This window comes from Actinocrispum sp. NPDC049592 (assembly GCF_040675465.1).
Taxonomy (GTDB): Bacteria; Actinomycetota; Actinomycetes; order Mycobacteriales; family Pseudonocardiaceae; genus Kibdelosporangium.
Window position 1 is genome coordinate 178,298 of sequence record NZ_JBFAPA010000017.1, and the last position, 25,927, is coordinate 204,224.

The 25,927-nt window shown below is 67.5% G+C and carries 20 protein-coding genes; 3 read left to right on the forward strand and 17 right to left on the reverse strand.

Annotated features, from left to right (window positions below; translation table 11 throughout):
• Positions 1–1,053, forward strand: a complete 1,053-nt coding sequence (locus AB0J95_RS35800) for an ADP-ribosylglycohydrolase family protein (protein ID WP_364768248.1) — start codon at positions 1–3, stop codon at positions 1,051–1,053.
• A gap of 22 nt (positions 1,054–1,075) precedes the next feature.
• Here AB0J95_RS35800 and AB0J95_RS35805 read toward each other — a convergent pair whose 3' ends face one another.
• The gene (locus AB0J95_RS35805) at positions 1,076–1,675 is read right to left on the reverse strand and encodes a response regulator transcription factor (RefSeq protein WP_364768251.1); all 600 of its coding nucleotides are present in this window, start codon (positions 1,673–1,675) and stop codon (positions 1,076–1,078) included.
• Positions 1,672–2,811: a histidine kinase gene (locus tag AB0J95_RS35810; protein ID WP_364768254.1), complete on the reverse strand. Its 1,140-nt coding sequence runs from the start codon at positions 2,809–2,811 to the stop codon at positions 1,672–1,674. Before AB0J95_RS35810 ends, AB0J95_RS35805 begins: the two co-directional genes overlap by 4 nt.
• Before the next feature lie 93 nt (positions 2,812–2,904).
• Here AB0J95_RS35810 and AB0J95_RS35815 point away from each other — a divergent pair, with 93 nt between their 5' ends.
• Together AB0J95_RS35815 and AB0J95_RS35820 are read left to right on the forward strand one after the other, a co-directional pair.
• Positions 2,905–3,792 (forward strand): ABC transporter ATP-binding protein, encoded by an 888-nt coding sequence (locus AB0J95_RS35815; RefSeq protein ID WP_364768257.1) that lies wholly within the window; start codon positions 2,905–2,907, stop codon positions 3,790–3,792.
• Entirely contained in the window at positions 3,792–4,484 is a 693-nt protein-coding gene (locus AB0J95_RS35820) for a hypothetical protein (RefSeq protein WP_364768260.1), read from the forward strand. The genes AB0J95_RS35815 and AB0J95_RS35820 overlap by 1 nt, the downstream gene beginning before the upstream one ends.
• Here the strand turns inward: AB0J95_RS35820 and AB0J95_RS35825 are convergent.
• The 15 genes from AB0J95_RS35825 to AB0J95_RS35895 all read right to left on the reverse strand — a co-directional run bounded on the left by AB0J95_RS35825 (position 4,428) and on the right by AB0J95_RS35895 (position 25,922).
• Positions 4,428–5,303: an alpha/beta hydrolase gene (locus AB0J95_RS35825; protein WP_364768263.1), complete on the reverse strand. Its 876-nt coding sequence runs from the start codon at positions 5,301–5,303 to the stop codon at positions 4,428–4,430. The genes AB0J95_RS35820 and AB0J95_RS35825 overlap by 57 nt on opposite strands.
• A 730-nt stretch (positions 5,304–6,033) precedes the next feature.
• Complete coding sequence (locus AB0J95_RS35830; protein WP_364768266.1) at positions 6,034–6,216, reverse strand: DUF6247 family protein; 183 nt, start codon at positions 6,214–6,216, stop codon at positions 6,034–6,036.
• A 75-nt stretch (positions 6,217–6,291) separates the two neighbouring features.
• Positions 6,292–10,191, reverse strand: coding sequence for a DNA-directed RNA polymerase subunit beta' (locus tag AB0J95_RS35835; RefSeq protein WP_364768269.1), 3,900 nt, complete (start codon positions 10,189–10,191; stop codon positions 6,292–6,294).
• Between the two features lie 94 nt (positions 10,192–10,285).
• Positions 10,286–13,771: a DNA-directed RNA polymerase subunit beta gene (locus AB0J95_RS35840; protein WP_364768272.1), complete on the reverse strand. Its 3,486-nt coding sequence runs from the start codon at positions 13,769–13,771 to the stop codon at positions 10,286–10,288.
• 283 nt (positions 13,772–14,054) lie between these two features.
• Positions 14,055–14,603, reverse strand: a complete 549-nt coding sequence (locus AB0J95_RS35845) for a hypothetical protein (protein WP_364768275.1) — start codon at positions 14,601–14,603, stop codon at positions 14,055–14,057.
• Between the two features lie 1,367 nt (positions 14,604–15,970).
• Complete coding sequence (locus AB0J95_RS35850) at positions 15,971–16,534, reverse strand: DUF2017 family protein (protein ID WP_364768278.1); 564 nt, start codon at positions 16,532–16,534, stop codon at positions 15,971–15,973.
• Positions 16,535–16,628: 94 nt separating this feature from the next.
• Positions 16,629–17,624 carry a hypothetical protein gene (locus tag AB0J95_RS35855; protein WP_364768281.1) on the reverse strand — a complete coding sequence of 332 codons (996 nt, stop codon included), beginning with the start codon at positions 17,622–17,624 and terminating at the stop codon, positions 16,629–16,631.
• A gap of 22 nt (positions 17,625–17,646) precedes the next feature.
• Complete coding sequence (locus tag AB0J95_RS35860) at positions 17,647–18,177, reverse strand: hypothetical protein (protein ID WP_364768284.1); 531 nt, start codon at positions 18,175–18,177, stop codon at positions 17,647–17,649.
• The gene (locus AB0J95_RS35865) at positions 18,177–19,433 is read right to left on the reverse strand and encodes an MCE family protein (protein WP_364768287.1); all 1,257 of its coding nucleotides are present in this window, start codon (positions 19,431–19,433) and stop codon (positions 18,177–18,179) included. The genes AB0J95_RS35860 and AB0J95_RS35865 overlap by 1 nt, the downstream gene beginning before the upstream one ends.
• Entirely contained in the window at positions 19,427–20,605 is a 1,179-nt protein-coding gene (locus tag AB0J95_RS35870) for an MCE family protein (RefSeq protein ID WP_364768290.1), read from the reverse strand. Before AB0J95_RS35870 ends, AB0J95_RS35865 begins: the two co-directional genes overlap by 7 nt.
• Entirely contained in the window at positions 20,602–21,771 is a 1,170-nt protein-coding gene (locus AB0J95_RS35875; RefSeq protein WP_364768293.1) for an MCE family protein, read from the reverse strand. Before AB0J95_RS35875 ends, AB0J95_RS35870 begins: the two co-directional genes overlap by 4 nt.
• Positions 21,768–22,751 carry an MCE family protein gene (locus AB0J95_RS35880; RefSeq protein WP_364768296.1) on the reverse strand — a complete coding sequence of 328 codons (984 nt, stop codon included), beginning with the start codon at positions 22,749–22,751 and terminating at the stop codon, positions 21,768–21,770. Before AB0J95_RS35880 ends, AB0J95_RS35875 begins: the two co-directional genes overlap by 4 nt.
• Complete coding sequence (locus AB0J95_RS35885) at positions 22,748–23,773, reverse strand: MCE family protein (RefSeq protein WP_364768299.1); 1,026 nt, start codon at positions 23,771–23,773, stop codon at positions 22,748–22,750. Before AB0J95_RS35885 ends, AB0J95_RS35880 begins: the two co-directional genes overlap by 4 nt.
• The gene (locus tag AB0J95_RS35890; RefSeq protein ID WP_364768302.1) at positions 23,770–25,101 is read right to left on the reverse strand and encodes an MCE family protein; all 1,332 of its coding nucleotides are present in this window, start codon (positions 25,099–25,101) and stop codon (positions 23,770–23,772) included. Before AB0J95_RS35890 ends, AB0J95_RS35885 begins: the two co-directional genes overlap by 4 nt.
• Positions 25,098–25,922: an ABC transporter permease gene (locus AB0J95_RS35895; protein WP_364768304.1), complete on the reverse strand. Its 825-nt coding sequence runs from the start codon at positions 25,920–25,922 to the stop codon at positions 25,098–25,100. The genes AB0J95_RS35890 and AB0J95_RS35895 overlap by 4 nt, the downstream gene beginning before the upstream one ends.
• Between the last annotated feature and the right edge of the window lie 5 nt (positions 25,923–25,927).

Below are 25,927 nucleotides of genomic sequence, written 5' to 3' on the forward strand. Positions count from 1 at the left end.
GTGCCGATCAAGGAACGCGACCGGATCTGGGGCTGGCTGTACGGCGGCGCGGTCGGCGGGGCGCTGGGCGCGGCCGTCCGGTTCGACGAGCCGGACGCCATCGTGCGCAAGTACGGCGAGTCCGGCCCGGCGGAGTTCACCGGCGTTCTCGGCAGGCCGGGCGCGCTGATCACGCCGGTGCAACAGACCCTGATGGGCGTCGACGCGATGATCCGCGCGCACCTGCGCACGACGTGGTTCCGGTATCGGACGGACCCGTGGTACGAGGTGATCCACGCGCTGCGCCGGTGGTTGCTGGCCGAGCAGAACGGCTGGCTGCCAACGCACACCGAGCTGTACGTGCGCCGCTGGGCGGACCGGACCACCCTGGAGGCCCTGCGCGCACGGGTGCTGGACGACCTCGAGGGCATATCAGACGAGCCGGTCAACTCGTCCCAGGGCAACGCGGCCCTGAACGTCGCCGGCGTCGCCGCGTTGTGGAGCGACGACCCCGAGTTCGTGTTCGGCCTCGGCGCCCGGATAGCGATGCTCACCCACGGGCACCCCAACGCGTACCTGTCCGCGGGTGCGTACGCGGTGATGGTGAACTACCTGATGTCCAGCAACCACCGGTTGCGTGCCGTGGACGCGGCCCGGGCGGTGCTGGTGAAGTGGGACCACCACGAGGAAGTGCTTGCCGCGCTGACGAAAGCCGTCGACGGCGTGCTCACCGACCAACGGCCGCTCACCCCGGAGGTGCTGGCGGAACTGGGCGACAGCAACACCGCGATGGGCGCGTTGGCGATCGCGATCCGCGCTTCGGAGAGCGACCACCGGTTCCACCCCACGGTGGCCAAGGCCATCACCATCTCCGGTGACAGCGCCACCACTGGCTTCCTCACCGGTTCCCTCGTCGGCCTTTCGTGCGAGTACGCCACGATCTCGGCGGACCTGGTCGGGCAGCTGGAGCTGAGCAAGGAGATCGGCACGCTGGCCAACTGCGCGTTCGACGAGTTCGCCGGGGAACCGGACCGCTCGGAGTCCTTCCTGGAGAGCTTCCCGTTCAGCAGTTAGGGCCTGGCGCCCGCGCGGGACACTAGATCCAGCCGTGGTCGCGGGCAATGGCGGCGGCGTGGTTCCGGTTGCGGGCGTTGAGTTTCGTCATGGCGGCGGAGATGTAGTTGCGCACTGTGCCGGCGGAGAGGTGCAGGGCGCGGGCGATGTCGGTGGCGGTGCGGTCGTCCTGGGCCATGCGGAGGATCTCCAGCTCACGGTCGGTGAGGGGGCAGTCGACCTCGGCCAGGGCGGAGGCGGCGAACTCGGGGTCGACGTAACGCATTCCGGCGTGGACGCGGCGGATCACGTCCGCCAGCAGTGAGGCGGGCGCGGTTTTGGCGAGGAAACCCTTGGCGCCCAGGGACAACGCTCTGCGCAGGACACCTGGGCGGGCGTGGCGGGTCAGCATCACGCCACGCACTGTCTGGTCGCCCAGCAGTTCCAGCGTCTTCAGGCCGTCCATCGTGGGCATTTCGAGGTCGAGGACGATGATGTCGGGTTTGTGCTCGGCCACCGCCAGGAGGGCTTTGGCGCCGTCGTCGACGCCGGCGACCACTTCGAGGTCCGGTTCGAGGTTCAGCAGGGTCTCCACCGCCTGGCGGGTGAGTTGCTCGTCGTCGGCGAGCACGATGCGGATCACGCCGGCACCGTCGCGATCACTTCGAAGGACTCCGGGGCGACCGGCCCGGCGGTGAACGTGCCGCCTGCCTCGCCGACTCGGCGGGCCAGCCCGGTGAGGCCGGAACCGTTGCCCGCAGCCGTTTCTGGGGCTCCGTCGTTCCACACCCGGAGGGTGGCCTCCGCGTTGGTGACCACAAGGGACACTCCGCATTTGCGGGCATTGGCGTGGCGCAACAGGTTCGTCACCGCCTCGCGCAGCACCCGGCCGAGCAGCTCGCGTTGGCTGACCAGATCGGCGTTCGCGTCGAACGCACACTCGATTCCCGCTGAGGTCAACAACTTCCGCGCGCCGATCAGCTCGTTCCCGAGGTCCGTCGGGCGGTTTCCCTGGACCAGCGCGCGCACGTCCTCGAGGGCGGTGCGCGCCAGGTGTTGGACCTCGACCATCTCCGCCAGCGATCGTTCCTGGTCGACGGGGCCGAGGCGGACCGCCAGCTCGCTCTTCAACGACACCACTTCCAGTGCGTGCCCCAGGATGTCGTGCAGATCCTCGGCCAGCCGCAGGCGTTCCTTGGTGGTCGCCAGCTCGGCGGCCTGCTGACGGGCCTTGTCCAGCAACAAGGTCCGCTCCCACTGCCGGAACGCGATCGAGATGCAGTACGAGGAGAAGACCATCACCCCGGCGACCGACAAGCCCATCACCAGCGGGTAACCATCGGGAGCGAACAAGGCCACCGCGGTCGCCGCGACGACCCCCTCGGCCACCGCCGCGCTCCCCATGTGCAACCAGGCCGTCCGCCAGTCGCGGCCGATGGCGAACTCGGTCGCCGCCAACCCCACCAGCAGCACAGACATGATCCCGATCTGCACGTCCAGCCAGAAGCCGTAGAAGCTGAGCGCCATCACATACACCAGCTGCGCCCACGACTGCCAGGCAGGGAACGGCACCCACGGCCCGCGCACCGCCCGCGACAGGCGGAACCCGTGCAGGGCCAGGAAGACGACGACCCCGCCGAGCAGAAGTGCGGTGTGCAGCGGCCCCGGGTAGTGCGAGGTCAGCGCGAGGGTCGGCAGCGCACCGAAGGTGAGCACGGTGACCACGAGCGTGTTCCTCGTGGACCGCCGCAGCGGCTCCAACGCGTTCGTCTCGGACACGACACCGACCGTAACACCACATGACACGTGTAATGCCAGCTCATGACGCCGGGGACTGCCCCGCGACCGGGCCGCTCCGGCAGGGTTCATGGCATGAACGTGATCGAGGTGTCCGGTCTGCGATACCGGTACGGCTCGTTCGCCGCGGTGGACGGGATCGACCTCACCGTGCGCGAGGGGGAGATTTTCGCGCTGCTCGGCACGAACGGTGCCGGCAAGACGACCACACTCGAGGTGGTCGAGGGGTTCCGGTCGCCCGCGGGTGGCCGGGTGCGGGTGTTCGGCCTGGATCCGGTCACCGACCGGACACGGCTGAGCGCCCGGACCGGGGTGATGCTGCAGAGCTCCGGCCTGGTCGGTGAGCTGACCGTGGCCGAGACGTTGGACCTGTGGGGTGGACTGCGCAGCCGCACCGACGATCCTGAAGCACTGCTGTCCACAGTGGAGCTTCTGGGGCGGCGGGATGTGGCTGTGGACAAGCTGTCCGGGGGTGAGCAGCGGCGGCTGGACTTCGCGCTGGCCGTGTGGGGCCGGCCGCCGCTGCTGATCCTGGACGAGCCCACTACCGGGCTGGATCCCGAGTCGCGGCAACGGCTTTGGCAGACCGTGCGGGCGTTGCGCGATTCGGGCAGCACGATCCTGCTGACCACGCACTACCTCGACGAGGCGCAGTCGCTCGCCGATCACGTGGCGATCATGCACCAGGGCCGGATCCAGGTCGCCGGGCCGCTGTCCGACGTGCTCGCCGGGGCGCCGTCTAGGATCACCGCGTCGCTGCCGTTCGACGTTCCCGCTTTGCCCGCGTTCCTGGGACGATCCACTGTGGATGGTCAGACGCTGGTGGTGGAGACGCGGCAGGTGCAGGAGGACCTGTACGCGCTGCTGCGGTGGGCCGACCGGTACGGGGTGCGGCTGCCGGACGTTGCGGCTTCGCAGGGTTCGCTCGAGGAAGTGTTCCTCGCGGTCAGCAAGGGGGCGTGATGACACTGCATCTGGCGTTGTTCGAGCTCAAGTTGTTGCTGCGGCGGCGGATCACCGCGTTCTCGGTGTTCGGGGTGCCGGTGCTGATGTGCGCAATGACCTGGTTCAGCAAGGAGGGGATGCCGCCGGACCGGTGGGGATCGTTGCTGGGCAGCCAGTTCATCATCGTGATGATGCTGTCGGTCTACATGGTGAGCACCACCGTGTTCACCGCGCGGCGGCAGGCTCTGGTGTTGAAGCGCTTGCGTACCACCGAACTCACCGACAACGACATCTACATCGGCGTGGGCGCACCGATCGCGCTGGTCGGGACGGTGCAGACGGTGGTGTTCTTCGGGTTCTGCCTGGCGGTGGGGGCGCCGATGCCCGGGAACGTGCTGCTCGTGCTGGTGGGTGTGCTGGCCGGGGTCGCCGTCGGGATGCTGGGCGGGATCGCGACCGCCGCGTTCAGCCGGAGTGTCGAGGCCACGCAGGTCACGGCCGTCCCGGTGCTGATGGCCGGGGTCGGCGGGCTGATTCTGGTGCAGACCCACGAGTTCGGCGGGTTGCTGCCGGTGGTCGGCGCCGGTGAGCTGGTGACCAAGGGCTGGTCCGGTGGGTCACCGGTGATCGGCGCGGCCGGCTGCGTGTTGTGGCTAGTGGTGTTCGGGGCGGTCGCGGTCCGCTACTTCCGGTGGGAACCCCGCGCCTAGGAAGGCATCCACCGCCTCGCGGAACTCCTTCGGCCGCTCCACCCACGGAAAGTGGCCGCACCGGTCGATCAACGCGATGCCACCCCGCGGGAACAACATCGACAACGCGACAACCTGACTGACACCCGTTGTGCAGTCGTCGGCTCCGGCGATGACCAGGACCGGCGACTGCACTTTCCTGAGCCGGTCCGGGAAATCCTCGGGCGGGTCGACGCTGAAGTAGTTCAACGCCGCCTGCAGGCTGAACTTCCCGATGCGGGAATGCTCCTGCTCCACCTCGGTCCACGCGGCGTACCCCACCATCGCGCCCGCACGATGCCACTCGTTGAAGGCGTCGTCACCGGCGTTCACATCCGGGCCCTGCGCTTTGGTTTTGAGCGCGGCCGCGAACCCCGGTTCGTCCTTTCGCTTGTCCAGCAAGATATCCACGTCACTGGGCACGTCGACCACATAAGCCGACGGCGGTGTGATCAACACCATCGGCCCGACGGGATACTGTGCGGCGTAAGCCAACGCGAGCCTCGTCCCGGCCGAATGCGCGACGATCGTCAGCAACTCCAGGCCAAGGTGCTCGCGCAGCAGCTCAAGATCCCGCGCCTGGCGCCAGTACGACCCGTCCAGCGGATCGGCGGGCAGCGGAGACCGCCCAACACCCCGCAGCTGAACGACAATGAGCTGATACCCAGCACTCAACCCAGCCAAATCCCCCAGATACACGGGATCCAGCCCAGCCCCACCATGCAAAACCACAACCGGCGCCCCCACCCCCACCACCTCATAGTGCAGCGAAGCGCCATCCACCCCAGTAAAAGTCGGCACCCCCGGACCCTACCCGTTCGGGCTCGACCGCCGACCCGATTCGCGATGCCGGACTGAGGCTGCCGGACCCACGGGGGCTCGATTCTGGGCGAGGGCGGCCCTCGGCCCCCCGATATCCAGCCTAGTGATCGGCACCGACAGTTCGGCGGCGGAGACGATGGGTTGTCCACAGCGTTACGAACACAAGGGAAGCTGTGGACACGGAGAGAGCGTCTAACAAGGTGTGCCGATGGGCTGGCGGCGCCGTTTCGGGCGCCGATGAGGTGACCCGATCCGCGTGCACCACCCAACTCCCCACCGCCAATGAACTGGGCGCGCGGTGGGTGAGGCACGGATCGGGCGCACTGGACTGGGCACGCAGAGGGCTGACGGCGCAGTTCTGGGAGTCGATGAGCGAGGCACGATTCGCGTGCACCGCCTGATACCAAGCGCCAGCGCGCTGGCGGTGCCGTTCGGGACGCGGATGGGCTGAGCGTGGTTGAGGGCGCCGAAGGGCTGGGCGTGTGGGTTCGGTTGGGATGGTGCTGGTCTTCGAGGATCAGATACGTCACCACACCTGTGCCCTCGGGCCCGAACACGAGCCGGCGCATGGGCCCGTCCGGCTTCGCCCGGTTGTAGGGCTCGGCGCGAGTTCAAGCACACCAAGGACTTCGGCGTAGCAGGCAAAGGCTTTTGCGGGCAGCGCGACGATGTCGTTCATCGCCTCGCTGTCCGTCAGGACGCGATACACCTAGCGGCCCAGCCGCTCCTGGATCAGCGCCTGCACCTCATCGGCCGAGACCGCGCCAGGTGGTTCTTCCCCGGTGCGCAACGTCTGGTCGGCACGCCGCAGCATGCGGCGATGCGCGTCGGGATCCGCCTGGGGTGTGGTGCCCGGCTCCTCCGGCCCTTGAGGCAGTGCTGATGCGAACATGTTCCGGCCATATAACGGGCGACGGCCCCCAGCGTCTCAGCACGCTGGGGGCCGTCGCCCTCGATCAGATGTGGATCAGCGGTAGTCGCGGCCGAAGTCGTAGTCGTCCAGGGGGACGGCTGCGCCGGTGCCGGTGCCGAAGACATCCGGGGTGTAGTAGCCGTCGTCGTAGGACGGGATCGCGTAAGCGGCGACCCGCGCCTCCTCGGTCGGCTGGACCTGGATGTTGCGGTACTTGTTGATGCCCGTACCAGCCGGGATCAACTTACCGATGATCACGTTCTCCTTCAGGCCGATCAGCTTGTCGGAGGCGCCCTTGATGGCCGCGTCGGTCAGGATCTTCGTGGTCTCCTGGAAGGAGGCCGCCGACAGCCAGGACTCGGTGGCCAGCGAGGCCTTGGTGATACCCATCAGCACCGGACGGCCGGAGGCGGGCTCGCCGCCCTCGGCCACGATCCGCCGGTTCTGCGACTCGAAGTCGGCGCGCTCGGGCAGCGAGCCGGGCAGGAAGTCGGTGGAACCGGAGTCGATGATCGTCACCCGGCGCAGCATCTGCCGGACGATGACCTCGATGTGCTTGTCGTGGATGGACACACCCTGTGCCCGGTACACCTTCTGGACTTCCTCGACCAGGTGCAGCTGGGCCGCACGCGGACCCATGACGCGCAGCACCTCGTGCGGGTCCGGCGTACCTTCCAGCAGCTGCTGGCCGACCGACACGTGGTCGCCGTCCGCCAGCGGGCCGTCGGGCGTCGCGGCCAGCCGCTGACGCTTCGACAGCTTGTCGAAGATGATCTCCTCGCTGCCGTCGTCCGGGATCAGCGTGATCTTCCAGAACCGGTCGCCGTCCTCGATCCGCACGCGGCCGTCGACGTCGGCGATCGGCGCCTTGCCCTTGGGCTGACGGGCCTCGAACAGCTCCTGGACACGCGGCAGACCGGTGGTGATGTCGTCACCGGCGACGCCACCCTGGTGGAACGTACGCATGGTCAGCTGCGTACCGGGCTCACCGATCGACTGGGCGGCGACGATACCGACGGCCTCACCCACGTCGACCAGCTGGCCGGTGGCCATCGAGCGGCCGTAGCACATGGCGCAGACACCGACGGCGGACTCACAGGTGAGCACGCTGCGGACCTTCGCCTTGACGATGCCGGACTCGATCAGCTTGGCCAGCGCCGGGTCGCCGAGGTCGTCACCGCGGTTGACGATGATGTTGCCCTCGCCGTCCAGGATGTCCTCGGCCACCGTGCGCGCGTAGACACTGGTCTCCACGTGCTGGTCGCGCAGGACACGGCCGTCGGCACCCTTCTCACCGATCGGCATGATGATGCCGCGGCTGGTGCCACAGTCGATCTCGCGGACGATGACGTCCTGCGACACGTCCACCAGACGACGGGTCAGGTAACCCGAGTCGGCGGTCCGCAGCGCGGTGTCGGCCAGACCCTTGCGGGCACCGTGCGTGGCGATGAAGTACTCACCGACGGACAGGCCCTCGCGGAAGTTGTTCTTGATCGGCCGCGGGATGTACTCACCCTTCGGGTTGGACACCAGACCACGCATACCGGCCAGCGACCGGACCTGGGTCATGTTGCCCGCCGCGCCCGACTTCACGATCGTCGGGATCGGGTTGTCGTCGGGGAAGTAGTCCTCCATGGCCTTGGCGACCTCGTCGGTGGCCTGCGACCAGACCTTGACCAGCTCGTTGTTGCGCTCGGCGTGCGAGAGCTGACCGCGCTGGTAGCGCTTCTCGACCGCCTCGGCCTTGAGCTCGTACTGGTCCAGGATCTCCCACTTGTTCGGCGGCACCACGACATCGGAGATGGCGATGGTGACACCGGAGCGGGTGGCCCAGTGGAAGCCCGCGTCCTTCAGCTTGTCCAGCGTCCGGGCCACGGTGACCATCGGGTACCGCTCGGCGAGGTCGTTCACGATCGCGGCCTGACGCTTCTTGGGCATCGGCTCGTTGATGAACGGGTAGTCCTCGGGCAGCAGGTCGTTGAACAGCACCCGGCCCAGCGTCGTGGACGCCAGCCACGTGCTGCCCGGCTCGTAGCCCTCGGGCTGCATGCCCGGGCCCGGCTGCCGGTTCTTGATCCGGATCTTCACCGGCGCCTGCAGGCCGATGACCTTGCGGTCGAAGGCCATGATCGCCTCGGCGGGCGAGGAGAACGCCAGGCCGGCGCCCGGCGCCTTCTCGTCCAGCCGGGTCAGGTGGAACAGACCGGTGACCATGTCCAGACGGGGCATGGCCAGCGGACGGCCCGACGCGGGCGAGAGGATGTTGTTCGACGACAGCATCAGGATCCGGGCCTCGGCCTGCGCCTCGGCCGACAGCGGCAGGTGCACCGCCATCTGGTCACCGTCGAAGTCCGCGTTGAACGCCTCACAGACCAGCGGGTGCAGCTGGATGGCCTTGCCTTCCACCAGCTGCGGCTCGAAGGCCTGGATACCGAGGCGGTGCAGCGTCGGTGCGCGGTTGAGCAGCACCGGGTGCTCGGTGATGACCTCTTCCAGCACGTCCCACACGGCGGGGCGGGCCCGCTCGACCATCCGCTTGGCGGACTTGATGTTCTGCGCGTGGTTGAGGTCGACCAGCCGCTTCATCACGAACGGCTTGAACAGCTCGAGCGCCATCGCCTTCGGCAGGCCGCACTGGTGCAGCTTGAGCTGCGGGCCGACCACGATGACCGAACGGCCCGAGTAGTCGACACGCTTGCCGAGCAGGTTCTGGCGGAACCGGCCCTGCTTGCCCTTCAGCAGGTCCGAGAGCGACTTCAGCGGCCGGTTACCGGGACCGGTGACCGGACGACCGCGGCGGCCGTTGTCGAACAGCGCGTCGACGGCCTCCTGCAGCATCCGCTTCTCGTTGTTCACGATGATCTCGGGCGCGCCGAGGTCGATGAGCCGCTTCAACCGGTTGTTGCGGTTGATCACCCGGCGGTACAGGTCGTTGAGGTCCGAGGTGGCGAACCGGCCACCGTCGAGCTGGACCATCGGCCGCAGGTCCGGCGGGATGACCGGGACGCAGTCCAGGACCATGCCCATCGGCGAGTTGCGGGTCACCTGGAAGGCCGCGACGACCTTGAGGCGCTTGAGCGCGCGCAGCTTCTTCTGGCCCTTGCCGCTGCGGATCGTCTCGCGGAGGTTCTCCGCCTCGGCGTCCACGTCGAAGTTGCCGGCCAGCGTCTTGATGGCCTCGGCGCCCATCGAGCCGGTGAAGTAGTCGCCGTAGCGGTCGACCAGCTCGCGGTAGAGCAGCTCGTCGGCGATCAGCTGCTTGATGTCCAGCTTGGTGAAGGTGCTCCAGATCTCGTCGAGCCGGTCCAGCTCGCGCTGGGCCCGGTCGCGCAGCTGGCGCATCTCACGCTCGCCGCCCTCCTTGACCTTGCGGCGCACGTCGCTCTTGGCGCCCTCGGCCTCCAGCTGCGCGAGGTCGCCCTCGAGCTTCTGGGCCCGCGCCTCGATGTCGGCGTCCCGCTTGGCCTCGACCTGCTTGCGCTCGACCCCGATCTCGGACTCCAGCGTGGGCAGGTCGTTGTGCCGCAGCTCGGTGTTCACACCGGTGATCACGTAGGCCGCGAAGTAGATGATCTTCTCGAGGTCCTTGGGCGCCAGGTCCAGCAGGTAGCCCAGCCGGGACGGCACACCCTTGAAGTACCAGATGTGCGTGACCGGGGCGGCCAGCTCGATGTGGCCCATGCGCTCACGGCGGACCTTCGCGCGGGTCACCTCGACGCCACAGCGCTCACAGATGATGCCCTTGAAGCGGACCCGCTTGTACTTGCCGCAGTAGCACTCCCAGTCGCGGGTCGGACCGAAGATCTTCTCGCAGAAGAGCCCGTCCTTCTCCGGCTTGAGGGTGCGGTAGTTGATGGTCTCCGGCTTCTTGACCTCGCCGTAGGACCACTGACGGATGTCGTCCGCGGTGGCCAGGCCGATTCGGAGCTCGTCGAAGAAGTTGACGTCCAACACGTCGGTTCTTCTCCCCTTTGGTTGTAAGACAGCAGATTCGGGGGCTCGGGCCTGGGGCGGGGGCACGCTCGCACGTGCCCCTGCCCCGGCGAGGTCAGTTCACGACGTCGTCAACGGACGGTGACTCGTTGCGGGACAAGTTGATCCCGAGGTTCGCGGCGGCGCGCTCCAGGTCCTCGTCGTCCCCGTCGCGCATCTCGATCGCGGCGCCGTCGGAGGAGAGGACCTCCACGTTCAGGCACAGCGACTGCAGCTCCTTGAGCAGCACCTTGAAGGACTCCGGGATACCCGGCTCCGGGATGTTCTCGCCCTTGACGATCGCCTCGTAGACCTTCACGCGGCCCACGACGTCGTCGGACTTGATCGTCAGCAGCTCCTGCAGGGTGTAGGCGGCGCCGTACGCCTGCATCGCCCAGCACTCCATCTCACCGAAGCGCTGGCCACCGAACTGCGCCTTGCCGCCCAGCGGCTGCTGGGTGATCATCGAGTACGGGCCGGTCGACCGGGCGTGGATCTTGTCGTCCACCAGGTGCAGCAGCTTCAGGATGTACATGTAGCCGACCGCGACCGGGTACGGGAACGGCTCGCCGGAGCGGCCGTCCAGCAGGACCGCCTTGCCGTTCTCCTGGACCATCCGCTCGCCGTCCCGGTTGGGCAGGGTCGAGCCGAGCAGACCGGTGAGCTCCGCCTCGCTGGCGCCGTCGAACACCGGGGTCGCGGTGTTCGTGTCCGGCTCAACGCTGTAGAGGTCCTCGGGCAGCTTGGACGCCCAGTCCGGGTTGCCGTCGATCTTCCAGCCCGTCTTGGCCAGCCACCCGAGGTGCGTCTCGAGGATCTGGCCGATGTTCATACGACGGGGCACACCGTGCGTGTTCAGCACGACGTCGACGGGGGTGCCGTCGGGCAGGAACGGCATGTCCTCCGCGGGGAGGATCTTGCCGATGACGCCCTTGTTGCCGTGCCGGCCGGCGAGCTTGTCGCCGTCCTGGATCTTGCGCTTCTGCGCCACGTACACGCGGACCAGCTCGTTCACGCCCGGGGGCAGCTCGTCCTCGTCCTCGCGGGAGAACACGCGGATGCCGATGACCTTGCCGGTCTCGCCGTGCGGCACCTTCAGCGAGGTGTCGCGCACCTCGCGGGCCTTCTCACCGAAGATCGCGCGCAGCAGCCGCTCCTCCGGGGTCAGCTCGGTCTCGCCCTTCGGGGTCACCTTGCCGACGAGGATGTCGCCGTCGCGCACCTCGGCACCGATCCGGATGATGCCGCGCTCGTCCAGGTCCGCCAGGACCTCCTCGGAGACGTTCGGGATGTCCCGGGTGATCTCCTCGGCGCCGAGCTTGGTGTCCCGCGCGTCGATCTCGTGCTCCTCGATGTGGATCGAGGTCAGGACGTCGTCCTGGACGAGACGCTGCGACAGGATGATCGCGTCCTCGTAGTTGTGGCCCTCCCACGGCATGATCGCGACGAGCAGGTTCTTGCCCAGCGCCATCTCGCCGTCCTCGGTGCACGGCCCGTCCGCGATCACCTGGCCGACCTCGACCCGCTGCCCCTCGTTGACGATGGGCTTCTGGTTGATGCACGTGCCCTGGTTGGAGCGGCGGAACTTGTGCAGGCCGTAGGTCTGGCGGGTGCCGTCGTCGGCCATCACCGTGATGAAGTCCGCGGACAGCTCCTCGACCACACCGGCCTTGCCCGCGACGACCACGTCACCGGCGTCGACCGCGGCACGCAGCTCCATGCCGGTGCCGACCAGCGGCGACTCGCTGCGCAGCAGCGGCACCGCCTGGCGCTGCATGTTCGCACCCATCAGGGCGCGGTTGGCGTCGTCGTGCTCGAGGAACGGGATCATGGCCGTGGCCACCGACACCATCTGGCGCGGCGAGACGTCCATGTAGTCGACACCGCTCGGCGCGATGAACTCGACCTCACCGCCCTTGGTGCGGACCAGGACGCGCTCCTCGATGAAGTTGCCGTCGGCGTCGGTCGGCGAGTTGGCCTGCGCCTTGACGTAGCGGTCCTCTTCGTCGGCCGTCAGGTAGTCGATCTGGTCGGTGACCCGGCCGTCGACGACCTTGCGGTACGGCGTCTCGATGAAGCCGAACGGGTTGACCCGCCCGTAGCTCGACAGCGAGCCGATCAGGCCGATGTTCGGGCCTTCCGGCGTCTCGATCGGGCACATCCGGCCGTAGTGCGAGGGGTGGACGTCACGGACCTCCATGCCGGCCCGCTCACGGGAGATACCACCCGGACCCAGCGCCGAGAGGCGGCGCTTGTGGGTGAGACCCGCGATCGGGTTGGTCTGGTCCATGAACTGCGACAGCTGGGAGGTTCCGAAGAACTCCTTGATCGCCGCGACCACCGGACGGATGTTGATCAGCGTCTGCGGCGTGATCGCCTCGACGTCCTGGGTGGTCATCCGCTCGCGGACGACGCGCTCCATGCGGGACAGGCCGACCCGGATCTGGTTCTGGATCAGCTCGCCCACGGTGCGCAGCCGGCGGTTGCCGAAGTGGTCGATGTCGTCGACCTCGATCGGCAGCTCCCGGCCGTCCTTGCCGACGAACATCGTCTCACCGGCGTGCAGGCGGACCAGGTACTCGATCGTGGTGACGATGTCCTCTTCGGTGAGCACACCGACGTCGAACGGCTCGGTCAGGCCCAGCTTCTTGTTGACCTTGTACCGGCCCACCTTGGCCAGGTCGTACCGCTTGTCCTTGAAGAACAGGTTCTCCAGCAGCGTCTGTGCCGACTCCTTGGTCGGCGGCTCGCCCGGGCGCAGCTTGCGGTAGATGTCCAGCAGGGCCTCGTCAGTCCCCGCCGTGTGGTCCTTCTCCAGGGTCGCCAGCAGCGTCTCGGAGAAGTGGAAACGTTCCCGGATCTGCTCGGTCGACCAGCCGAGCGCCTTGAGCAGCACGGTCACCGGCTGACGGCGCTTGCGGTCGATGCGGACACCGACGGTGTCGCGCTTGTCGACGTCGAACTCCAGCCAGGCACCCCGGCTCGGGATGATGCGGGTGTCGAAGACGTCCTTGTCGGTCGTCTTGTCGACGGACGTGCCGAAATACACGCCGGGCGACCGCACCAGCTGGGACACCACGACACGCTCGGTGCCGTTGATGATGAAGGTGCCCTTGTTGGTCATCACCGGGAAGTCACCCATGAACACGGTCTGGCTCTTGATCTCGCCAGTGGTGTGGTTGGTGAACTCGGCGGTGACGAACAGCGGTGCGGCGTAGGTCATGTCCTTGTCCTTGCACTCCTCGACGGAGGCCTTGACCTCGTCGAAGCGCGGGTCGGAGAAGGAGAGCGACATCGAGCCGGAGAAGTCCTCGATCGGCGAGATCTCGTTCAGTACTTCCTCGAGACCACCGACGGGGTTCTCGTCACCGGCGTCGACGCGGCGCTGGAACCACGCCTCGGCACCGGTGAACCATTCGAAGGACTGGATCTGCAGGTCGAGCAGATTGGGCACGCCGAGCGGCTCGCTCAGTTTGGCGAACGAGACGCGGCGAGGCGCACCTGGGATTCCGGACATGGAGTTGGTCGCAGCAGTGGCTTCGGTCGCGCGGGAGACTGCCAAGATGCGTCCTTCCAGGACTAATGAGCGGTTGAGCGGCCGCGCTAGCAGGCAACTAACGCAACTGTCAAGGGTGCTTGATGCCCATCATCCTAGCTCTCAGTTACGGGCGCACGGAAAGTGGGCAGAGCAAAGACGCAGTCTAGCCAAAGTAGCGGCGACTGTCCAGCGGCCGTCGTAGCGGCCGCCCGCTCACGTCAACAGCGTGACCCTGCCGTGCCCTCCAGTCAAGGGGCCACGCGGCGTTCACCCACGTGGACGAGCCATTTTCACAGGAAAGGACCAGCTAGCGGGGGATGGACACTACCAGGCGTTCGACCGTTTCGTCGATCAAAGGCGGGCACAGGGAGTGATAGGGCACGCACAGATCCTTGAGTACGGACTCGAGCGCGGAGTCAAAACAACGCACCGGCGCGGCCGGAAAAGGTGACCGAGCCCACACCACGAAGTCGTAGTCGGCGGCCTCCCACGCGACCGTGTCCTCGACCCGGCGCATCACGTGGTGCTGGACGTACTCGTGGCGGAGCTTGCGGGCGGCGCGGTAGCGGGCGAGCTCGTCGATCACCGGCCGCGTGGTGATCACGATCTCGGCGGCCCTCACCGCGGCCGACTCGGCCATCCGCACGATCGTGATGGCGTCCTCGGCGGCCCGGCCGTCGACCTTGATCAGCTCCTCGACGCTCGACTCCGGGTCGGCGCAGGAACGGTTGCCGATCGTCAGGCTGCCAGGACCCAGCCGCTTCGCGAGCGCGTCGGCGACCTCCGCCTTGGCCGCACTGGTGGCGCCGGCAACCGCCACCAGGGTCCCACGATGGGACGGCAGAGCAATTTTCATCGGCGCGCAACTTACTGTCCGTGCACACCCGTGCACAGACCCGAACGTCGGGCTTTACCCGGTCGTGTCCGAACATCACCGCCACGGGTGATCACCCACGAAACCACCCACCCCCACCCGCCATCTCCCCCTCCTCCTCCCCCCGCGTGTCCCCCTTTCCTCCGCCCCGTGTCCCCCTTTCCTCCGCCCCGTGTCCCCCTTTCCTCCGCCGCGTGTCCCCCGTTGGTCGCCCGTGTGTCCCACGTTCGCGGGGGCCGTGTTCCACATTGGTCGGCCGCGCGAGCCTGCGTCAGAGGGTCGGTCCTGACCGGACTCCGCGTCGGCCGAGGACTCGTGTCTGCGCTGCTCTTCGGGCACGTTCACGTACCGACGGCGATGACCCGGCACGATCAGGCAGGCGCTCGCTTGACCGGGCCGCGGGCCATCCGGACTGCTGGATCATCGACAAGGAGACCGAGTTCGCGAAGGCCTCGCGCAGTCGGAGGCATGTCGGCCCGGCACTGGATCCGCGGATCGCAGCCCCGACGCATCACCGGGTACAGCCGCCGAGCTCAACCGGCATCCGGTCAACTGTCCCTGGCCCACCGATCACAGCCTGACACATCGCCAGGTGCAGCCACCGGGCTCGGCCAGCATCTCGTCACCCGGCACTGGATCCGCAAACCGCAGGCCCCTGGCGCTCCGCGGAGTGTGATCGCCCCGCCGGTCGGCCCAGCCCGGATCCGCAGATCGCAGGCCCTCGACACATCGCCAGATGCAGCCACCGAGCCCAGCCCAGCATCCGGTCAACCTGGCGCCGGATCCGCAAACCGCAGGCCTCCTGAAGCATCGCGGAGTGTGATCATCCGGTCTGGTGGGTCGAGCGCTGGATCGCCGGGATCGCAGGCGTCCTGGCGTATCGCCGGGTACAGCCGCGCAGCTCAACCGGCATGCGGACACCCTGGCGGCAGCCCCACAGATTGCGGCCTGACACGTCGCCGGGCTCGGCCGACGTCTGGTCGATCTCCGCGAACCGGCCATGGCGTGCCGGATAGCGCCCGGAATCTGCTTGGTCAGATCGGCGCCGCCAGATCCATACTGGTCAGATCTGCGCTGGTCAGGGGCGGTGTGCTGGTTCGCGTCGAGGTCCGGCTCGGCCGCCGGCCCCCGAAATCCAGCGTATCGGCGGCCACCGACAAAGATCGTCGCTTGCGTTCGTGAGCAGCGCAGTTGTCCACACTCAGACCACCTGTCCACATCCACGCAGTCGGGTCTCAAGGTGCGAGCGGTCCGCATCGTCTGCGATCACCGGCGGGTCCGAACGTGGGACACACGGGCGACCAACGGGGGACACGGGGTGGAGGAAAGGGGGACACGCCGGGGGTGGGTTAGGAGGTGGCGGCGGGTTCGGTGAGTTCGGTGAGGGTGTCGACCACGGTTTTCAGCCAGTCGGTGAGGTGGCGGTCGTGGTCGTGGCGGGTGGGGTCGACTTTGGGCATGGTGTGGCGGGCTTGTTCGGTGCCGGGTGGGATGGGCCAGACGCCGGCGGCCACGGCGAAGACGACGCGCATGTTGAGCACGGCGTACTGCCACGCCTCGATCTCGTGCGGTTCACGCAGGACCACCACGCCGCCGGACTCCGGGAGGGTGTCCAGGACCATGCGCGCGCCCGCGTACAGCCATCGCACCACGTCCGGCTCCCACCACAGCTTCACCGGGTCCGGTTCGTCCGCCGGGATGATCTCGCGCAACGCCGCCACCAATGGCGGGTATTCGGCGGGTTCGCCCGCCACCGGTATTCCGAGTGCCTCCGCGGTCGGGTCCTCGGTGCGGTAGTTGATATACCGCCATTCGAGCAGCTGTTCGTAGCCGGACATTTGCCGGCGCAGCCAGGCCACCGCGTGCGGGCTGAAGACGCCTATGACGTCGTCACCGGCACGGTCCCAACACACGGTGAGGTGCACACCGTCCAGAAATACCCGACGATCTCTTCCTACGCCACCGAATCATCACGGAATTCATTGCGGCAGCACAGGTCTGGACACGTTACTTGCCGTCGAAGAAGTCCAGCTTCACGATCTTCCACTTTCCGTCGGCGCGGTGCATGTCCATCGCGAATTGCGTGGGACCGCCGGCGGGTTGCTTATCCTCGCGCACGCCGATCTGGTCGGCGAACACCAGAACACGCGCGTCGTCGCCGTTCAGCCGCACCACCGCGACGCTCACCGGATTCACGGTGACCTGCAGTTTCTGCGACTGGATCTGCGATGACAACGCTTGCATTGATTTGTCGTACTGGCCGACGGCGTCACCGGCGAGGTACTGCTTCGCCCGCGCGCCCGCCTGGTCCATCTCGTCGAACTTGTACGACAACACGCCGGAAACGGCCTGCTGGGCGGCGCCGACAACGTCCTTGGTGGCGTTCGCATCGGCCAACGCGGTGTTGCCCGAACCCACTCGCGCGTCGGTGTTCTTCATCGTGAACCACCAGCCCAGACCGGCCACCAGCAATGCCAGGACGACCAGGCCGATCGGCAGCAAGAACGAAGGCCGTCTCGGTTCGACAATTTCTTCGACTTCATCAACAGAATCGTCGACGTCCAAGTCGGCGTCGGTCTCCGGGTCGGCCTCGGCGACCGAAGCGGACGCACGGCGAGGCTCCGGCTCGGCGGGCAGCGGAGCGGCGGGCGCGCCAGCGAACCGGCGGCGGCGCTGCGAGCGGCTCGGCCGCTCGGGTACCTCCTCCTCGTCGGGAACCAGCGTCCCGGAGTCACGGGTCTTGGCCGACGGACGGCCGGGCGACCTGGTCAGCCCGATCACGGGGCCGTCGAACGCTGTCTCGGTGGGAGCGTCCTCAACGACCTCGTCCCCACCAGAGGGAGCGTCCGCGGGCGGAACGGGATCGGCGGAATGCCGTGCGGACGGGCCCGAGTCGGCGACGGAGTCGGTGTCCGCGGGGTCGGGCGCGGCATGCCGGCCCAGCCCGGCGACCTTGGGGCGCCGGGCCGGCGACGCGGCGGGTCGGCGACGCGGGGGTGGCACTGTCGATGTCCTTCCTAGACGCTCACTGACCGGTTGCCGAGTAAGGCACCTGACGCAGACCCTTGACCTTCCAGCCGTCGTCGGTCTGGTCCAGCGCCGCCTCGATGCGCAGCCGCTTGACCGGGTTGGGGTCGGGGTTCTGCGCACCGGTCTCGGTGACCTTCGTGTCCACCACGACCAGGATGGTCGCTTCCTTCTTCTGCAGGTTCACGTCCTGGACGGCGGTCTCGCGGACCGAGGAGGTGGTGACCACCTTGCTGTCCCGGATCCGCTTCTTGAAGTCCTCTTGGTTCTTGACGTAGTCGTCGTGCACCGCGCCGGTCGACACGTCCAGGAACCCCTGGTAGACGGCGTCCACGTTCTGGTAGTTCAGCGAGGTCAGGGTGGCCACCGCGGCCGCGCCGGTGGACGCGACCTCCTCGCGGGCGCGGGCGACGTCGGCGTCCGGGCCGGACGCGGTCGCCCACATCACCCCGAAAATCCCGGCGAACACACCCGCGATGACCAGCAACACGATCGACACGATCAGTGCGGGGCGGTACAGCTTCGTCATCATGCTCCCGTGAGACCCAGCAGCTGGATCAGGTTGAGCGGTCCTGGCGGGTTCTGCCCGAACCCGGGCAGGCTCGCCTGCTCGGCGAGCTGTTGCTGCGGACGGCCTGCGTTGCCCTGAACCTGCGCCTGGCTCGGAGCAGCGACCTTACCTCCGAAGGGCGCGTTCTGGGAGCCGCGGACGTTGATCGGGCTGCCGACCGGTTCGGCGCAGTAGGCCTGCTCGTTGGCCGGAGCAGGCGCAACGTCGTTACCGGCGCGGCGCTTGGTCTGCTCGTAGCCCTTCACGCAGGGCGGCGGGTTGAACAGGTTCAGCGCCAGACCGAGGTGCGCGGTGCCATCGCCCGGCGCCACGGTGTGCGACCCGACGGCGACGACTGGGTACGTGACCAGTGCCTGTTCGAGGCCCGCGGTCCGGGTCTCCAGGATGTTCGACGTGGTCAGCAGGTTCGCCAGGACGATGCCCAGCGAGTTGCCGGAGTCGCGCAACAGACCGGAGACCTGTTCGGCGGCCTGCGGGGTGGCCGCGATCAGCCGGCGGATGTCGCCGTCGGAGTTCTTCAGCTGCTCGTTGAGCTGCGCCAGGCTGGCGCTGAAGTCCTTGATGTTGCCCGCTTCGAGGTTCTGCGTGTCCAGCACGGTCCCGGTGGACTTCAACAGGTCCAGGGTCTGCGGCAGGTGCTCGTTCGCGGCGCGGGTGAAGCTGCCGGTCGAGTCGAGCAGCACCTGCAGATCGGGGCCTGTGCCGGAGAACGCCTTGTCCAGCTCGTCCACCACGGTCCGCAACGACCCCGTCGGCACCGAAACGGCCAGGTCGTCGAGGTCCCGCAGGACCTTGTCGGTGGACAGCGGCACGCGCGCCTTGTCCGCGGCGATCACCGACGACCCGGTCAGGTACGGGCTGGTGTCCTTCTTCGGTTGCAGGTCAACGAACTGCTCGCCGACCGCGGACCGGTTGGCCACCACGGCCTCCAGGTCGGCGGGGATGTCCGGCGCGTCCGGCGCGATGTCCAGGTCGACCTCGAGGCCGTCGTGGGTCAGCCGGATCTCGCCGACCCGCCCGACCTGCACGCCCCGGTAGGTCACCTCGGCGTTGGTGAAGATGCCGCCGGAGTCCATCAGCTCCAGCTTGACGGTGTAGCCCTCGTCGCCGAACACCTTGCCCAGCCCGGTGAACCGGAACAACGCGTACACCACGGCGACGATCGCGATCACGAAGAACGCAACGATCTGCATCCTGGTCCGGCGGGTCAGCATTTGTTGCCTCCCAGCAACGAACCGAGCAGACCGCCCGCCCCCGAGTTACACGGCTTCTGGGCCGGTTGCTGGCTGGACAGGTTCGGCACGCCGAGCGGCGGCGGGGTGCCCGGCTGGGTGCCCTCCTTGCCGCTGGTCAGCTGGCCGAGCAGGGGGATGTCCTGCAACGGGTTCTGCCGGCTGCGGCCCAGGTTGTTCACCACTTCCTGCAGGTTGAGGTCCAGCTTGGCGTACAGGTTGAAGTAGTCGCCCTTCACGCCCGCCACCGCGGAGTCCGGGAACGGGAAGCTGAGCAGGATCTGCAGCGCGTTCGGCAGGTTCGTCCCGGCCTCGCTGAGTTTCTGCAGGGTCGGGGTGAGCGCCTTGAGGTCGGCGACCACGTCCGCCTTGCTCTTGGTGATCGTGTCGGTCGCCACGCCGGAGAGCTGGTCGAGGCTCTGCAGCATGGACACCAGCTGCGGCCGCTGCTCGGACAGCACCTTCAGGCCCGGGGTGATCTCGTCGACCACCTTGGCGATCTTGTCTTTCTGTCCATTGAGGACGCCGGACAGCTTGTTCAGGCCGTCCAACGCCTTGGTGATGTCGCCCTTGCGGGCGTCCAAATCGGACACGAGTTTGTTCACATTGGTCAACAGGGCCCGCAGCTGCGGCTCGTTGCCCTCGGTGACCTGGTTGAGCTCCTGCGCGATGGTGTGCAGCTGGTCGACGCCGCCGCCGTTGAGCAGCATGGACAACGCGCCGAGGACCTCTTCGACCTCGGTGTTGCGGTTGGTCCGGTCCAGCCCGATGTACGCGCCATCGGCGAGTTTGCCCTGCTCCTGGCCCGGCGCGGGCGAGGTCAGCTCGATGTACTTCTCACCGAGCAGGCTGGACTGGCGCAGCTGAGCCAAAGCGTTCGCGGGCAGCTGCACGTCCCCGTTGACCCGCAATGTGACTTCCGCGGTCCAGCCGTCCTTGGCCAGCGCGATGTTCTCCACCCGGCCGACCGGGACCTCGTTGACCTTCACGCCGGACTGCGGCACGAGGTCGAGCACGTCCCGGAACTGGGCTTTCACCGTGTACGGATGGTCGCCGAGGTCCGCGCCACCGGGCAACGGAAGGTCATAGATGCCTTCGAAACTGCACGACGACAACGTCAAGATGCCTGCTACGGCGAGAATCAGGCGCCTCACTTGGCACCTCCCGCGAACGGCATCGGCACGTTCCCGCTTTGCAGGCCGTTGATCACCTGCGCGACCGAAGGCAGCGGCAATGCGCCCTGCAGCACCGGCGCGAGCTTGCCGCACGTGTCGGCGAGGATCTGCGGGACGTTCGCCGGGGTCGTCTGTTTCAGCAGACGGCAGACCATCACGATCGGCGGGTTGGTCAGGTCGTTGAGGTCCGCGCGGGCGTCCAGCGTGCCCGAGGACGCGTTGTACGTGTTCAGCACGTTGCCCAGGGCCAGCGGGGCCACGTCCAGGACCTCGGCCAGCGCGGCTCTTTCATCCACCAGCACCTGAGTGACCGAAGCGAGTTTGTCCACATTGGTCTTCAGCCGGGCGCGGTTGTCCTTGATGAACTGCTGCACGCTTTCCAGCGCGGTGGACAGCTGCTGGACAGCCTGCGCGAGGTTGGTCCGTTCCGAGGCGAGGAACTTGCTGACGTCGGCGAGCTGTTCGGAGAACTGCCGGACGTTCTTGTCGCTGTCGGCCAGGGTCCCGGTGAACTTCTGCAGGTTGTCCACTGTGGAGAAGAGCTGTTCCTGGCTGCCGGACAGGGTTCTGGCCGCCTCGCCGAGCTGCTTGATGGTGTCGTGCGCGGCCTCGCCGTTGCCTTCGAGGTTCTTGGCCAGCGTGTTCAGCAGGTCCGACAGGGCGCCGTTCTTGTTGGCACCATTGGGACCCAGCGTCGTGCTGACCCGGTTGAGCGACGCGTAGAGGTCGTCGACCTCCAGCGGCGTCGCGGTGCGGGAGCGGTCGATGGTCGCGCCGCTGCGCAGCTGCGGGCCGCCGACGTAGGCCGGGCCGAGCTGCACGTACCGGTCGCTGACCAGGGACGGCGCCACGATCACCGCGGACGCGTCCGACGGGATCGGGGTGTCGTTGTCCACCAACAGTTCCACGCGCACCTGGTCGCCCTGCGGCTCGACCTTGTCCACGGTGCCGACCGCGACACCGAGGACCCGCACGTCGTTGCCCGCGTAAAGACCAACGGCGCCACCGAAGAACGCGGTGATCCGCTTGTTGTTGCCGTCCCGCAGGACGAACCACAACACGAGTGCCGCCACGAGCGCCAGCACACAGGCGATGGCCACGCCCCGTCCGAGGTCCTGCGACCTGCGCGTCCTGAAAGTGCTCATGGCAGGCACCCCTGCGGGTTGATCGGGCCGACGGACGGCGGGAGCAGGCCGCAGATGTAGTTGTCGAACCAGCGGCCGTTGCCCAGGGTGTTGGTGAACTCCCGGACGAACGGCGCCAGCTTCTCGATGCCCTTGCCCAGGTCCTCCTGGTTGCGCTGGAGCATCGCGGTGAACTGGTCGAGCTGGGTGAGCACCGGGTCGAGCTGCTTGTTGTTGTCGTCCACCAGGCCCTTGAGCTGCTCGGACAGCTTCTGCGTGCCGGTCAGCAAAGCGTCGATGGCCGCCTTGCGCTTCTTGATCTCGTCGAGCAGCAAGTTGCCGTCCGCCAACAGTTTCTGCACCTCGGCGTCGCGGTCGGCCAGCGTCTGGGTGATCTGCTGGGTGTTGTCCAGCAGCTTCGCCAGCTGGTCGTCCCGGCTGGAGATGGTCTTGGACAACGCCGACAGCCCGTCCAGCGCGCCCTTCACGTTGTCCGGCGTGTCCTCGAACGTCTGCGAGAGCACCTCGAAGCTCTTGGCCAGCTGCGGGGTGTCGATCTCGTTGACCGTGTCGGCCAGCCCGCGGAACGCCTCGAGCACGTCATAGGGCGCCATCGTGCGGCTGCGCGGGATCGGCTGGCTGGGGTTCATCACCGCGGTGCCGTCCGGCTCCAGCGCGAGGAACTTCTGCCCCAGCAACGTCTTGATCTTGATCGCCGCTCTGGTCCGGTCGCCCACCCAGGCGTCCTTGACCTTGAACGCGACCACCACGGAGTTGCCCGCCAGCGAGACGTCGGTGACCTTGCCGACCTTCACCCCGGCGACGCGGACCTCGTCGGTCGGCTTGATCCCGGCGGCCTCGGAGAACTCCGCCTTGTACGTGGTGCCGCCGCCGATGATCGGCAGGTCGTCGGAGTAGATCGCGGCCAGCAGCACCAGCGCGATCACCACCAGACCGGTGATGCCGATCGTGATCGGGTTGCGGGAACGGAACGACTTCATGCCTTGCACCTCGGCTGACTGACCGGCGCGATCGGGATGCTGATCGGCTGGGAGATCAACGGCGGCAACGCCACCGACCCGGACGCCGAGCACAGGAAGAAGTTGAACCACGAGCCGTAGCTGGCGGTCCGGGTCAACGCGGTCAGCTTCTCCGGCATGAACTGGAAGAAGTGCTCCACGACCTGCTCGCTGTCGTTGAGGTTCTTGGTCAGGCTGCCCAGTCCGGCGATGTCGTTCTTCAACGGCTCGCGCGACTCGGCCAGCAGCCCGCCGGTGGTGACGGCCAGCCCGGACAACGCCTGGATGGCGTCACCGATGGGCTTGCGGTCCGCGGCCAGGCCCGAAACCAGCTGCTGCAGCTGGACGATCAGGTCCGACAGCTGCGAGCCGTGCGCGTTCACCGTGTCCAGCAGACTGTTCAGGTTGGTGATCACCTCGCCGATCACCTGGTCCTTGTCCGCGATCGCCGAGGTCAGCGTGGCGGTGTGGGCCAGCAGCGAGTCGACCGTGCCGCCCTCGCCCTGCAGCACCTGGATGATCTCGTAGGACAGTTTGTTGACGTCGTCCGGCGAGAGCGCCCGGAACAACGGCTTGAAACCGTTGAACAACTCGGTCAGGTCGAGCGCGGGCTTGGTGCGTTCCAACGGGATCGTCGCACCCGGCTCGAGCAGCCCGGAGCCGGTGCCCTGGCCGAGCGCGATGTAGCGCTGGCCGACCAGGTTGCGGAACTTGATCTGCGCGGTGACACCTGCGGGCAGACGGCGGCCCGCATCGACCGAGAACTTCACCTCGGCCTGCTTGCGGTCCGCAATGGACACATCCTCGACCTGTCCGACCCGGACGCCCGCGATGCGCACATCGTCGCCCGGTAGCAGCGAAGTCACGTCGGTGAACCGCGCCGAGTACGAGTTCGTCGACGACAGGTTGGCGTTCGCGATGGAGATCGCCAGGATGGTCGTGGCCACGACGGTGATCACGATGAACAGCGCCAGCTTCACCAACGGCGCGGCGAGGCCCCTCATTTCGCGGTCACCTCCGCTCCCCGGAACACCGGTGCGACAAGCAAAGTCGTCCAGGTCGGCACGTCATCGGGCGCCATGCCCAGCTGTCCGGCCATGATCGCGGCCACGAACTTCTGCTCCGCCTCGGTGTTCGGCAGTCCGGCGTCCATCGAAGCCGACTGCGGGGACACGACCTGGCCGATCAGGCTCGGCGGCAGCACACCGTCCTGCGCGCTGCGGGCCGGCGGCGGCGACTTGGAGCCGTCCTTGAGCGGCCCGTCCGGCGGGTGCTGCGGGAACGGGGTCGGGAACTTCTGGAAGTCGTAGCACCGCGGGCCGCGCTTGTCCTCGTACCGCGGCTCGTCCTGACCCGCCTTGTAGGCGCCCCGGTTCACCGTGACCTCGATGGTCGCGTGCAGGCCGGGTTCGTTGGTGCCCTTGCCGAAGGCCACGTCCAGCGCGGGGATGGACTCGGTCATCTGCCGCAGGAAGCACGGGTACTCGGGCGCGTACTTGGCCAGCACCTCGAGCGTCGGCCGGGACGAGTCGGCGAACCTGATCAGGTTGTTCTTGTTGACCTGCAAGAAGGTCTGCAGGTCGACCGAGGCGGTGGTCAGGTTTCCGTACAAAGTGGACAGGTTGTCCTTCTGCTCGGCGACGGTCTTGGACGTCACCGTCAGGTCGTTGAGCGCCTGCACGAGCTGCGGCGTCGCTTCGCTGTAGGTGTCCGAGAACTTCACCAGCGCCTGCAGATCGTGTTGCAGCTGCGGGATGTGCGGCGTCAGCTCGCCGACGTACTGGCCCAGCTCGGCGAGGGTGTCACCGAGCGGCTTGCCACGGCCTTCCAGGGCGGTCGAGATCGCGGTCAGCGTGCTGGACAACTTCTGCGGCTGAACCGCTTGCAGCACCGGGAGAAGGTCGTTGAGCGCCTTCTCCACCTCGATCGCGCTGGTCGACTTGTCCTGCGAGATGTGGTCACCGGCCCGCAGCGCGTGCGCCGAGGGCTGCTGCGGGATCTGCAGCGCCACATAGCGTTCGCCGAACAGCGTCTTGGGCAGGAACTGCGCGGTGACGTTGCTCGGGATCAGGTCGACCTTGTCCGGGTCCAGCGCGAGGGTCAGCTCGGCGCCGTGCGCGGTCGGCCGGATGTCCTGCACCGAGCCCACAATCAGCCCGCGCACCTTGACGTCCGAGCGCTGCTGCAGCTGGTTGCCGACCTTGTCCGTGCTCAGGTTGACGGTGACGAAGGACGAGAACGACTTGTTGAAGAAGGCGATGGAGAGCGCGACGAACCCCACCAGCATCGCGATGAACGCGACGCCGAGCAGACGGCGCCTGAGTGTCGTCATCCGGCGATCCTCACCGTCGTGGTGGTACCCCAGATCGCCAGGCTCAGGAAGAAGTCGAGCAATGTCACCGAAACGATCGTCGTGCGCACCGCGCGGCCGACGGCGACACCGACGCCCGCCGGGCCGCCGCTGGCGCGGTAGCCGTAGTAGCAGTGCGTCAGGATGATCAGGACGCTGAAGATCAGCACCTTGCCGAACGACCAGAACACGTCCTGCGGGGGCAGGAAAAGGTCGAAGTAGTGGTCGTACGTGCCCGCTGACTGGCCATAGAAGTACACCGTGATCGTGCGCGCGGCCACGTACGAACTGAGCAGGCCGATGATGTACAGCGGGATGACCGCGATGAACCCGGCCATGATCCGCGTGGTCACCAGGTAGGGCAGGCTCGGCACGCCCATCACCTCGAGCGCGTCGATCTCCTCGGAGATCCGCATCGCGCCGAGCTGGGCGGTGAACCCGGAGCCGACGGTGGCCGACAGCGCGAGCCCGGCGACCAGCGGCGCGATCTCACGGGTGTTGAAGTAAGCCGAGACGAACCCGGCGAACGCGGCCGTGCCAATCTGGTTCAGCGCGGCGTAACCCTGAAGGCCCACAACGGTTCCGACGAACAGGGTGAGGCCGAGCATGACGCCGATGGTGCCGCCGATGACCGCGAGCGCCCCGCTGCCGAAGCTCACTTCCGCGAGCAGGCGCAGGGTCTCGCGCATGTACTTGGTGATCGTCGCCGGGATCCACGCCAGGGCGCGGATGTAGAACGACATCTGGTCGCCGGCCTTGTCCAGCATGTCCAAGGGGCGGCGCAACTGGTCGCGCACGGTCATCTCGC